Origin of the sequence: uncultured Sneathiella sp., from assembly GCF_963973085.1 — a bacterium.
GTDB lineage: Bacteria > Pseudomonadota > Alphaproteobacteria > Sneathiellales > Sneathiellaceae > Sneathiella.
Genome location: NZ_CAXAXA010000011.1, coordinates 1 through 12322, shown reverse-complemented (window position 1 = coordinate 12322; position 12322 = coordinate 1). Strand labels below are relative to the sequence as shown.

At 52.7% G+C, this 12322-nt stretch carries 11 protein-coding genes; 10 read left to right on the top strand and 1 reads right to left on the bottom strand.

What is annotated here, in order from left to right; genetic code table 11:
* Positions 1 to 2 precede the first annotated feature (2 nt).
* The 4 genes from dctP to AACZ19_RS17895 all read left to right on the top strand — a co-directional run bounded on the left by dctP (position 3) and on the right by AACZ19_RS17895 (position 4369).
* Positions 3 to 1079, top strand: coding sequence for a TRAP transporter substrate-binding protein DctP (gene dctP / locus AACZ19_RS17910; RefSeq protein ID WP_339635885.1), 1077 nt, complete (start codon positions 3 to 5; stop codon positions 1077 to 1079).
* Between the two features lie 110 nt (positions 1080 to 1189).
* Positions 1190 to 1735: a TRAP transporter small permease gene (locus tag AACZ19_RS17905; protein WP_339635884.1), complete on the top strand. Its 546-nt coding sequence runs from the start codon at positions 1190 to 1192 to the stop codon at positions 1733 to 1735.
* Positions 1736 to 1765: 30 nt separating this feature from the next.
* A complete protein-coding gene (locus AACZ19_RS17900) occupies positions 1766 to 3067 on the top strand; it encodes a TRAP transporter large permease (protein ID WP_339635883.1) in 1302 nt (433 codons plus the stop codon).
* 150 nt (positions 3068 to 3217) lie between these two features.
* Positions 3218 to 4369 (top strand): acyl-CoA dehydrogenase family protein, encoded by a 1152-nt coding sequence (locus tag AACZ19_RS17895; RefSeq protein ID WP_339635882.1) that lies wholly within the window; start codon positions 3218 to 3220, stop codon positions 4367 to 4369.
* Positions 4370 to 4392: 23 nt separating this feature from the next.
* Here the strand turns inward: AACZ19_RS17895 and AACZ19_RS17890 are convergent, their stop codons facing one another.
* On the bottom strand, positions 4393 to 5052 hold the full coding sequence (locus AACZ19_RS17890) for a TetR/AcrR family transcriptional regulator (protein ID WP_339635881.1): 660 nt from the start codon (positions 5050 to 5052) through the stop codon (positions 4393 to 4395).
* Positions 5053 to 5642: 590 nt separating this feature from the next.
* On the opposite strand from AACZ19_RS17890, the gene AACZ19_RS17885 reads away from it, so the two are divergent.
* Genes AACZ19_RS17885 through AACZ19_RS17860 form a run of 6 tightly spaced genes read left to right on the top strand, consistent with a single transcriptional unit; the run spans position 5643 to position 11597 of the window.
* Complete coding sequence (locus AACZ19_RS17885) at positions 5643 to 6419, top strand: SDR family oxidoreductase (protein WP_339635880.1); 777 nt, start codon at positions 5643 to 5645, stop codon at positions 6417 to 6419.
* Positions 6420 to 6424: 5 nt separating this feature from the next.
* Positions 6425 to 8056 (top strand): AMP-binding protein, encoded by a 1632-nt coding sequence (locus AACZ19_RS17880; protein ID WP_339635879.1) that lies wholly within the window; start codon positions 6425 to 6427, stop codon positions 8054 to 8056.
* Positions 8053 to 8802: an enoyl-CoA hydratase/isomerase family protein gene (locus AACZ19_RS17875; protein WP_339635878.1), complete on the top strand. Its 750-nt coding sequence runs from the start codon at positions 8053 to 8055 to the stop codon at positions 8800 to 8802. Before AACZ19_RS17880 ends, AACZ19_RS17875 begins: the two co-directional genes overlap by 4 nt.
* Positions 8803 to 8834: 32 nt before the next feature.
* Entirely contained in the window at positions 8835 to 9581 is a 747-nt protein-coding gene (locus AACZ19_RS17870) for an SDR family NAD(P)-dependent oxidoreductase (protein ID WP_339635877.1), read from the top strand.
* 3 nt (positions 9582 to 9584) lie between these two features.
* Positions 9585 to 10748 (top strand): acyl-CoA dehydrogenase family protein, encoded by a 1164-nt coding sequence (locus tag AACZ19_RS17865; protein ID WP_339635876.1) that lies wholly within the window; start codon positions 9585 to 9587, stop codon positions 10746 to 10748.
* A 27-nt stretch (positions 10749 to 10775) separates the two neighbouring features.
* A complete protein-coding gene (locus AACZ19_RS17860) occupies positions 10776 to 11597 on the top strand; it encodes an enoyl-CoA hydratase-related protein (RefSeq protein ID WP_339635875.1) in 822 nt (273 codons plus the stop codon).
* Positions 11598 to 12322: the final 725 nt, after the last annotated feature.

Here is a 12322-nt window from a genome sequence, read left to right as displayed (position 1 = left end):
AGATGAAACTTAGGAAAATTGCGCTTTTGACGGCCTGCAGCATGGTCACCGCCATGACGCTGAATTGGGGTTCAGGTGGAACGGTTGCGACGACGGCTCAGGCCGCGGAAGTTGACGGCCCGAAAGTTAAATGGCTGCTTTCGACCTGGGGCAAGCGCCGCGGGATCATGGAAGGAATGGAATCTTTCTCAGAGCAGATCTCCAAGGCAACGGATGGAAATTTTGAAATCTCGCTGCAATATGGGGGTGTCCTCTCCGATCCCAAGGAAAATCTGGATGGGCTCAAGATCCGTGCTTTCGAAGCAGCAATGTTCTGCCCGATTTATCATCCTTCAAAGACCCCGGCGATTACTGCGCTTGACCTCGCCTTCCTCCCTGTAACCGATCTGGAATCGCGCGTGAAGGTTCATGAAGCCTATCTTCACAATCCTGTCGTACTTGATGAGCTTGCCCGCTGGAATGCCTATCCTCTCATGACGGGTCTGATGCCCAATTATGAGGTTATGGGCAAAGGAAAGGCGCCGGAGAGCCTGGCGGACTGGAAGGGTCTTCGCGTGAATGCGTCGGGTGGTATCGGCGATTTGATGAAAACCATTGGCGTCGTAACAACGACGGTTCCCGCGCCGGAAATGTATCAGTCTCTGGAACGGGGAGTGATGGATGGCGTTGCCTTCCCTTACACTTATGCGTTCGCTGCCTACAAATTGCATGAATTGTCGACCTGGAGAACTGAGGAATCCTCTTTGGGCTCTCTGACATGTGTTGTCGCCGCGAGTAAACAGGCTTATGAGGCTCTCCCGCAGCAATATAAAGATCTGATCGATCGCGTGAAGCCGATCGCCTACCAACGTCAGATCGACACCTATGTCGAAATTGACAAGAAGAATGAAAAGCTCTTCGAAGAGCGCGGTCTCAAAAAAGTACATTTCTCGGACGCGGATGTTGCGAAAATCAAGGAAATGGCAGTGCAGCCGAGCTGGGATGCCTGGGTAGCGGCCCGCAACGCGGAGGGGCTGGACGGACAGGCGTTGCTTGATAGCGTGCTTACCCTTGCTGAAGAAGCGAAAAAAAGCAAATAGCGTCTAAGAAATAAATAGGAGACGCGAATCCTGGAATTAATGTGATCGGCAAAAATTTAAAATGGCGGTCACATTTTTTTCAGTCGAAAGGCACTAGGGAGAGAAATACTATGGGACGTTTTATTGAACTCGCACACGGCTTTTTGAGACGGGTCGAAATTCTCTTTGCTTTGGCCGGCGGAGCGGTAGTTCTGGGGATTATGGCCCTCGGATGTGCGGAAATTGTAGGCCGTACTGCTTTCAGGTCGCCGATCCATGGCAGCCTAGATATGGTCGAGCAGCTCATGGTCGTCGTTGCCGCCTTCGGCATTGCCTATTGCCAGGCGAACTGGGGCAACGTCCGTATGACGCTGGTCGTCTCACGTCTGAAGGGGAGGGCCCGCTGGGCATTTGAGGCTTTCTCGCTTCTGATTGCCAGCTTTGTTGTTGCCGTACTTGTCAAGGGAAGCTGGGGGAACTTTATGCGGGGATGGGAAATCGGCGGGAATACGCCAAATATCTATATCCCGCTATGGATCGGTATGTTGGCCGTTTGCGTCGCGCTTTGCCTCCTTCTTCTTCGTCTGTTGTTGCAGTTCGTTGAGGCTCTTCGACTTGTAACAAACCCTGACGCGCGGTCATTCACAACCCAGCAAATCGAGCTGGCGCAAGAATAGCAACCGACTTTCTAAAGCTAGGAAAAAATAATGGACCCCTTAACACTTGGTATTGTCGGGATTATCCTTCTGGTTACGTTTATTTTCATGGGCGTTCCTGTTGCTTATGCGACGGCATTCATCGGTATCAGCGGGCTGCTTCTGATGCGCGGATCATTGACGGCTTTTGGTCTTGCCGGAATTATTCCTTATGCGAACTCGGCATCATATTCATTTAGCGTTTTACCTCTTTTTATTGCGATCGGATTTCTTGCGCTCTATGCCGGAATAACGAACGGGGCTTTTGAAGCGGCCCGAATATGGGTTGGCCGTGCGCCTGGAGGCCTTGCGACAGCAACGATATTTGCCAGCGCGAGCTTTGCTGCTGTCTCCGGAGCTAGCACAGCCAGCACATCCGTTTTTACCCGTCTCGCCATTCCGGAAATGGAAGAGCGAGGGTACAGCCGGACGCTTGCCGCCGGCGTGGTTGCGGTCGGCGGAACGCTGGCCGCCTTGATACCGCCGAGCGCCATTCTGGTGATTTATGGAATCATTGTTGAGGAATCGATTGGACGACTATTGCTTGCCGGACTGGTTCCAGGCCTGATTTCCATCGTTGTTTATATTGCCGTTATCACGATCGTGGTGAAGCTTAATCCGTCGCTTGCGCCGCGGCTGGAACGCACATCAATGATGCAAAAATTAAAGTCCCTTACCCAGGTTTGGGGAGTTCTTGCGGTTGTCGGCGTGATCCTCGGCGGGATTTATCTGGGCTGGATGACGCCTACGGAATCAGCCGCGGTCGGCACGGCGATTATTCTGGGCATGGCGATGTTCAAGAGAATGAGCCTTGGCAACTTGAAAGAAGGTCTGCTCGATACGATCAAGACCACAGCGATGATATTCATGGTCATTTGGGGCGTAATGATCTTTGTCCGCTTTCTTGCATTTACAGGCTTGCCGGCCGAAATCACAGCGGTTGTAACGGGTCTCGACGTGCCGCCTCTTGCCATATTGTTTGGTGTCATTGTCATGTATCTCCTGATGGGAATGATCCTGGACGGGCTGGGCATGATGATGCTCACGCTCCCCGTTATCTATCCAGCGATCATCGGACTTGGATATGATCCGATCTGGTTTGGTGTCCTGCTTGTAAAACTGATAGAAGTCGGGATGATTACTCCGCCGGTCGGGTTGAACTGCTACGTGGTTCATGGCGTTCGCCCAGATATTCCACTGGAAGAAGTCTTTCGCGGTGTCACTCCCTTCTTGATCGGGGAAGCCGTTATCATAGGAATATTGGTGGCGTTTCCAGAGGTTGTTCTTTATCTCCCTAATCATATGATGAATTAAGTCCTCCCTGTCACCGGCACCCTTCGTTCGTTACTGTTTTACAAACAAGGGGTGCCGGTAAAAGGGCTTTTTTGTTGGATGGAGCTCTCGAAACTGTAAGAAACATACCGCACGGCAATCAAGCTGCGGAAGGACAACAAGGAGTGAGACATGATAGATCGCGATGTTCTGAAAGCGATGGTCGATGAGACCCGGCGCTTCGCCCGTGAAGACCTTGTCCCGGCCGAGGAGCATGTCGAGGAAACCGATGAAATCCCGCCCAAAATAATTGCAAAAATTAAAGAGCTTGGTTTCTTTGGCATGACTATCCCGGAGCAGTATGGCGGTCTCGGCCTGTCAATGTATGAAGAAGCGAGTGTGGTAATAGAAATCGGATACGCTGCACCTGCGTTCCGCTCCTATTTCGGTACAAGCAATGGGGTTGGCACTCTCGGCATCATCATCGATGGCACCGAAGAACAACGCGAGCGCTACCTGCCGCATATTGCAAAAGGCGATCTGATTGCCTCCTTCTGTCTGACGGAGCCCGGCGCTGGTTCGGACGCGGCATCGCTTACCACACGAGCAACCCGCGACGGTGATCATTACGTTCTCAATGGTACGAAGCGGTTCATTACCAATTCTCCGCATGCAGGGCTATTTACCGTATTCGCCCGTACTGGTCCGAAAGAAAGCCGGTCCGCAGGCATTTCGGCTTTTCTGATCGAGCGCGATACGCTGGGCATTACGATTGGTCCGAAAAACCGTAAGATGGGATTTCGGGGATCTCACACTGCAGACGTCATTTTTGAGGATTGCCGGGTTCCGGCTGCTGCCCTACTTGGAGGAAGTGAAGGGTTGGGGTTTAAGACGGCGATGCGCTCACTTGACCATGCGAGGCTGCATATGTCGGCTCTCGCAACCGGTTTAAGCCTTCGCCTGATCGATGAAGGCGTCGCTTACGCTAATGAACGCCAACAGTTTGGTAAGCCGATAGCCAATTTCCAGTTGATCCAAGCGATGCTTGCGGATTGTGAAGCCGAAGCCCTGGCATCCCGGGCGATGGTTGAAAAAGTGTCGAAGATGAAAGATGAGCGGCTGCCGGTTATAAAGGAAACAGCCTGCTGTAAATACTTTACGACAGAAGCTCTCGGCCGAATTGCCGACCGTGTCATGCAAATCCATGGTGGATACGGCTATATCAAGGAATATCCGATCGAGAGGCTTTACCGGGATGTGCGCCTTCTTCGGATCTACGAGGGGACCAGCCAGATCCAGCAATTGATCATTGCTGGAGAAATGATCAAGCAAGCCGCTTCCTGAACCTGTTTCAGGGACGCTATTGTCTAATAATATTTAGACCAGAACTCAGCGCCTTTTGGGGTCAGGAGTGGGCGAACCAGGATCTTCAAGCCTTCCTGAATATACTCGTCAATTGTAAATTTATCTCTATAGACCCAGCTTTTTAGTGCCCAGCTATGGGCGAACATGAGGCATTGATAGACCATGATATCGCGGTTGACCTCAATCATATATCCTTCATTGAAACAGACGTCGAGAGCTTCACGAATATGCCGGTTGGTCCGGGTCTCGTCCGCCATCACCAGCTTTTGCATTTCAGGCTTCAGAGATTTTGAACTGCGATAGGCGAGTACCGTGGTGGCCCTGTGGGCGTCAACGGAAGAACAAAAGGCGGCGATTGTCGCGCATAGTCGATCAACCGGATGGTGAATGCCGCGAAGGCGCGGGGGAATGTCATTTTCATATGAATCGAGGACGACCCGCAAAGAGTAGAGCAGCAACTCTTCTTTGCTATTAAAATACTGATAGATGAACCCCTGCGAAAACCCCGCTTCCCGCGCGATATCCTGAATGGTCGTTTTATAAAAACCTTGGCGTGAAAAGAGCTTGATGGCCGTCTTGACAATTTGTCCGCGGCGTTCTTCTACAAGTTCGGTATTCGTAACTTTCGCCTGCAATCCATCTGAAAGTTTTGATTCCTTCATCTCTTTTATCCCCACTGTAGTCTCCGGTACCACTAATAGTAATATAGCGAGTGACAACTTGTTTGCTGAATAGAATCAAATTACTCAGAAATGCCCCTAAATCTGCTTCTGAATAAAACCGACTGTTCATTCTAAAACAGTATCGCATTTTTGAGTCATTCAGACAACACTGAGTCCATCAATGGCATGCTCTCCAAAGGGCCTCACCATAGCAAGACGATGAGTTGAAAATTACCATAACTAGCTGTTAATATATATAAAAAATATAACCATCGACACAAAATCTTTGAAATCGCCTCTGTTGCAGTATTCAGGCGCCGCGTTGTGAAAAAATGGATTGACAAAATTTGTTGAATGACTAATCATTCATTTAAAGAAAACAACAAAATCCAGCCAGCTATAATTGAGTAGACAAGGTTGGTGTCAGATCATTTTCCGGCCATCCCAGACCAATGGATTTGAACCCGGAAGAGAAAGGTTTAGAGGTAAAAAATTATGTTGGTTCAGGTTCTCCGCGGCTTAAGATATAGCCTGATGCCGTTTGGTCAGTTACACGACCGTTTGGCGGCTGGACGGGCGGGAGAATAACAATGCGAACTCTTGTAACAGGTGCAAGCAAGGGAATTGGCCGGGCCGTCGCGCTTCGGCTGGCGGTCCCGGGCGCGAAGCTGGGTCTCGGAGCCTCGACACGTAGTGACGAACTAATGGATATAGTTGCTGAAGTAAAATCCAGAGGAGCGGAAGCTCTGCCTGTGATTGGCGATCTTTCCGACCCAGATGTGCCGAAGAAAATCGCCGTTGAAACAATTGATGCATTCCGCGGGTTGGACAACGTTATCAGCAATGCCGGAATTTCAATTCCGTCACCTGCAAATGAAATTCGTGTGGAAAACTGGGACCGGGTTTTTGCGGTCAATGTCCGCGCGCCGATGCTGCTTGCGCAATCTGTCTACGAATCGCTGAAGGCGTCCCAGGGCGCATTCGTTCTCATTGCCTCAATGTCCGGGGTGCAGCCTTATCCGGGAATGGGGCCCTACAGCGCCTCGAAAGCGGCATCGATCATGTTTGCAAGACAGCTTGCGCTGGAATGGATCGCCGACGGTATCCGTGTCAATTCAGTCTCACCGGGGCTGTTCCGGACGGCGCTAACGGAAAAGGTCTATTCCGACGAAGCCACAAAAAAACAGCGCGAAGCCATGGTGCCCGCGGGTCGTATCGGTGATCCCGCGGATGATCTGGCCGGTGTCATCGAGTTCCTTATCCAGTCTCGGTCGACCTATCTTTGCGGGCAGAATATCGTCGTAGACGGCGGCCTTATTGATTCGATCCAGGCGAAAATTGCCGGTCGGCCAGCGACAAAGGGCTGACGGGTATGGAGTTTCCTCCCCCAAATCCGGCAGTTGCGGAACGTTATTATACCGAAGCCTATTGGCGTTTGAACACAACCTCCCAGTTGTTCGACAATATGGCGTACAGTTATTCGGAACGTATCGCGCTGTCGGATGCGGGCGGGAATTCCTTCACTTATCGTGAGTTGCGCGCGCATGTCGAGAGCGTGGCAAGCTTTTTCACAAAATCGGGCATCGGCGAGAACGATATCGTCACGATTTGCGCGCCGAACTGGTGGCAGGCCGTTGTCTGCATTCTGGCGACACTCCGGGTTGGCGCGGCAATAAACCCGGTTCCCATGACCTACGGCTGGAAAGACATCAAATTCGTCGTCGATACCTGCCAGAGCAAAGCCCTTATTCTTGCCGGAAAATTCCGGAGTACCGCTCACACGGTGCATCTGGAGGATATACTGGGTCCAGACTATAATGATAGAATTGTCATCCAGATAGGCGAGGGTGAACGGCAGGTCGGAAAGAACTTCAACGACTTGCTTAACGCTGGAGACTGCCCGGTTCCGCTTCCGACCAAGCCCGATAATGTCGCTGCCATTCTCTTTACGTCGGGGACAGAATCCAAACCAAAAGGCGTCGTTCACAGTCATAACACCATTTTGTTCGGTGAGCGCTGTTTCGTCGAAACTCTGGGCCTGGATAACACAGATATTTGCTTCATGGCGTCGCCGATCACCCATGCCAGCGGATTTCTCCATGGCGTGATCCTGACGCTGACCACTGGAGGGCAGCTCTCCATTCTCGATGTTTTTACGGCCGCCGCGGCGGTGGACCAGATGACAAGGGACAAGGCAACATGGACCATGGGCGCGACGCCCTTTCTGGTCGAAACCGCCAATATGCTTAAAGTCCGGCAGGCAAAGCTGCCGTCTTTGCGCTATTATCTTTGCGGTGGCGCGCCGCTGCCTGAAGCGGTTGTCCGGCAGGCGATGGAAACCGGTATGAGGGTCTTGAGTGTTTACGGATCCACGGAAAGCCCGCCACATACTGTGGTCTGGCCTTCCGATCCAACGGAAAATGCCTGGACGACCGATGGCCGTGCAGCAGGCGCGGGTGTCGAGATTAAAATCGTCGATGAAAGCGGCCATGAATGCCCTCCCGGCGAGGTTGGCGAGGAATGGTCGCGCGGTCCAAACACCTTTCTGGGCTATTTGAACGCGCCGGAGGTTACGGCGAAATCACTGGATGCTGACGGCTGGTATCATTCGGGCGACCTTGCCTATCAGCGCCCTGACGGCTCGATCCGGATCTCCGGGCGCATTAAGGACACGATTGTCCGCGGCGGCCAGAATATCGCCGCGCGAGAAGTCGAAGAACTCCTGATCAAGATACCAGGTTGCATCGAATGCGCCCTTGTCGGTATCCCGCATGACCGTCTTGGTGAGACCGGCGGTGCGGTTCTCGTGATGAAGCCCGGCCATTCGGTCGGCGTTCAGGAGGTCTATGACCTGCTTGTTGCCCAAGGTGTCGCGAAATTCAAAATTCCGGAGCGCGTCGAATGCTGGGATGAACTACCGAAAACCCCAAGCGGCAAAATCCAGAAGTTCAAAATACAAAAAATGCTGGCCGAGAGTAAACAAGACGGGGAGCAGGCTCAGTGATAGAGATTTTTGATAACGGAGGCATGTGTGAGATTGTCATGAGCAATCCGCCCGTCAATGCCATTAATGAAGGGTTCATATCTGATTTTCATGCGGCCCTTGATACGGTCCAGGAAATTTCCCCGACGGTGGTCCTGATCCGGAGCACCCAGAAGGTATTTTGCGCGGGCGCGGATTTGAGGGGCATCCAGCAGCTTTTCCAGTCCACCACCGGCGTCGACGATATGATCACTTATGTCCGGTTGATGCATAAGCTTTTTGATCGCCTTGAACAATTTCCGGCGGTGACCATGGCGGCGATCAATGGTGCGGCGCTCGGTGGCGGATTGGAACTGGCTCTTAGCTGTGACCTGCGCATCGCTGCACATGAAGCGAAACTTGGATTGCCAGAAGCGCAGGTCGGGATGATTCCCGGCGCTGGCGGGACTCAGCGGTTGACGCGCTTATGCGGACCGGGGACCGCCAGCCGGATCATTCTCGGCTGTGAAACAGTAGATGGCGCTGAGGCGGGGCGCATCGGACTTGTCGAAAAGCACTGTCCGCTCGCGGACCTCGAAACGGCCAGCCGGGAATGGGCGTCCAGGATTGCCAGTCTGGCAAGGCCGGCACTACTTGCTTCCAAGGAATGTATATTGGCCTATTCCGATAATACCATCAATGGCTATGAGCTTGAGCTCGAGAAACCAAGAACGACGATGCGCTCCCAGGAGGCAAAGGACCGGATTTCCGCGTTCTTCATTAGGTAGAAACTTCACTCTAAATAGCAAAAGAGAAAAACATGGATATTACAGGAAAAATCGCTCTGATCACCGGTGGGGCATCTGGTATCGGGGCCGCAACCTGCGAGGCCTTTGCGAAAGCCGGAGGGCATGTCATCGTCGCGGACATCAATGTTGAGGGCGGCGAGAAAATCGCGAAATCAATTGTCGAAAGTGGCGGTAAGGCACAATTTCTCAAACTCGACGTGACGAATGAAGCCTCGATTGAAAAGGCCGCATCCAGTATCGAAAAAGAGCATGGCAAGCTCGATATCTTTGTCAGCGCGGCCGGCTGGGACATCATCGAGCCTTTCATGAAAAACACGCCGGAATACTGGGAGAAGATCATGGCTCTCAATTTCATGGGGCCGGTCAGGCTGACCCGTGCGGTTATCCCATTACTTGTCGAGGCAGGCGGCGGCAAGATCGTTATGGTGAGCAGCGATGCCGGACGTGTCGGAAGCTACGGGGAGACGGTTTATGCGGGCGCCAAGGGCGGCATCATCGCCTTTACGAAATCGCTTGCCCGCGAAATGACCCGGAGCAATATCAATGTCAATTGCATATGCCCCGGTCCAACCGACACTCCTCTGTTTGCGTCGCAGCCGGACAAGCTAAAAACAGCTCTGACCAATGCTATTCCTCTAAAACGCGTCGGCAAGCCAAGTGAAGTCGCCGATGGCGTCCTGTTCTTTGCTTCCCCACGTTCCTCCTTCTGCACTGGCCAGGTTTTGAGCGTCAGCGGCGGCCTGACGATGGTGGATTAAGCCATGCTCGATGAAATCTATTTTGATGAAACCACAAGCGAAATTCGGGAGATGGTGCGACGTCTGGCGGCCGATCATATAACGCCCTTAGCGGAAGAATGCGACGCAGAAGACCGTTTCCCCTCCGAATTACTGCCCATTTTGAGCGAAGCCGGGTTGTTGACCTTGCCGATGCCGGAAGAATACGGCGGGATCAATGCCAGTGCGCAAGTGTTGTCTGTCGTACTGGAAGAAATGGGCTATGCCTACGCGACGATGGGGCCGGTACTGCTGTCCACCTACTCGCCGCTGAAAATTGTCGCAGAAGCTGGAAAGCCGCATCAGAAAGAGGCCTTCTTCAACTCGATGACTTCAAAACCGTCGATTGCCGCCTTCTGCCTGTCGGAGCCTCATTGCGGGTCCGACGCCCGCGCCATGAAGACCATGGCGGTGAAAAAAGGCGATCAATGGCAGATCAATGGCACCAAACGCTGGATCACGAACGGCGGTGTCGCCGACTGGTATCTGCTGTTCTCACGGACAGGCAAAGGCAAAAATGATTTTGCTGTTTTCGTTGTCCATAAGGATACGAAAGGCCTCAGTTTCGGCAAGCAGGAAAAGAAGATGGGTCTTAAGGGCGGCCCGATTTGCGACGTCATATTTGAAGATGTCCTGATTCCCGACGAATGCCTGATCGGTGAGGTTGGTGACGGCTGGAAAATTCTCGACGGCGTCGCCAACGCGATGCGCTGCTGGGGCGCGGCCGCTATCACGCTCGGGATCGGTCGGGCGGCCTATGACATTGCTGCCGCCTATGCGAATGAACGCCAGGCCTTCGGGCAATCCATCGCCCGCTTCCAGGGGATCGGCTTTATGCTCGCTGATATGGCGACATCACTTCGGGCGTCTCAGCTCCTGGTTCGCGATACGAACTGGCGGGTCGATAGAGAACTCCCGACTGTAAGCTATCAGACACTCTCGCAGGTCGGCATGGCCAAGATCCAGGCAACCGATACCGCGATGAAGGTCACAACAGACGCCGTACAGATCCTCGGTGGCTACGGCTATATGCGCGAATATCACGTCGAACGCATGATGCGCGACGCCAAGGCCTTCCAGATTCTGGACGGTTCAAACCAGATCCAGCGGCATATTCTCAGCCGCGAGATCGTGAAATCCTTTTCCTGATAAGCCTAATACAAAGAAAGAAGAACAATGGATTATACAGACGTCAAATATGAAGTGAGCGAGGGTATCGCCACCATCACCATCGATCGCGAGGATCGCTTTAACTGCTTTCGCGGACGGACCATCGAAGAATTGCTGCATGCCTTCAAGCGGGCCTGGGCGGACAAGGGCGCGGCGGTTGTCATCCTGACGGCGGCGGGACAGAAGTCCTTTTGCGTCGGCGGTGATCAGAAGGAGATGAAAGAAAAGGGTACCTATGGCGCCAGCGAAAACGGCCTTTGGGAAATTGACGATCTGCATAATGTCATCCGCGATATTCCAAAGCCGGTTATCGCAGCGGTTAACGGTTACTGTATCGGCGGTGGCCATGTACTGCACGTAATCTGCGATATCACCATCGCGGCTGAGCATGCCAAATTTGGTCAGGCCGGACCGAAAGTCGGCTCATTTGATGCGGGTTGGGGAACGGCGTATCTCGCCCGAACCGTCGGTGAGAAACGCGCCCGGGAAATCTGGTTCTTCTGCCAGCAATATACGGCGCAACAGGCATTGAACTGGGGCCTGGTCAACAAGGTGGTGCCCGCAGACAAACTGCAGGAAGAAGCCCGCGCCATGGCCCAGCATGCGGTGGCCTTGAGCCCCGGTGCGCTCCGGTTCCTGAAGCACTCCTTTAACGCGGATTCGGCGGCCATCTTTGGGCAGGCGAAAATGGCAGGCGATGGTCTTGCCATGTTCGTGAAGTCCGAAGAGGCCCGCGAAGGCAACACCGCCTTTAACGAAAAACGCGCACCGGATTTCTCAGCGTACCGCGTTGGCAGCGCAATGACGGGCATTGTTAAAAGAAAATGATTGGGCCTCGGAAAGGGATGAGATATTGAATCTAATGCAGCGAGTTGGAGCTAATTGTGAAAGTCAATCCCACGACGGGGATTTTAGGTTTGGGACTTTGGGGATGGTGTTTTTGATGTAAATGATTATGACTTGTCTCCAGTATTTTTCACCTCCAGTTCATGTACCTGTCCCACATTAGTTCCGATCTCGTTCGAGCGAGTTTGCAATGAAGGAGATAAGCAATGGCAATGGGATACTGAGAAGAGTTTCGCCGTGATGCAGTACGCATCGCTTCAGCAAGTTGCTTAACCAGACCGCAGGTTTCTTTGGGTCTGGGCGTTGGGGCCTCGACCGTAACCAAGTGGGTTCGGCAGTGCCAACATGGGGTCTGATCCGGCTGAGCGCTAAATGACACCTTAAGGTGGATCGACTTAGGAGAAAGACGATCCAAAATGACGAAAAGAGAGAACCACTCGGCAGCGGTTAGTGCGTACGCGTTGCAAGTGGAAAGGTGACGTTATCTACAAGCATTTCAACGATGGCAGTCATCACGTTGAAAATGTTTTTTGGGTCCATCCACTAGCCGTCGCACCTGTGGCTGCCATCCGCGATCACGACGCGTTTTCTTCCCGATTTGGCTGAGGATGGAGTTAGAAACGTTGATGACTCAGAAAATAAAATAGCTCATGAGAGGTGGTCGCGGAAAATCGGACCAGTTGCTAAGATGAATCGCCCTTAAGAAG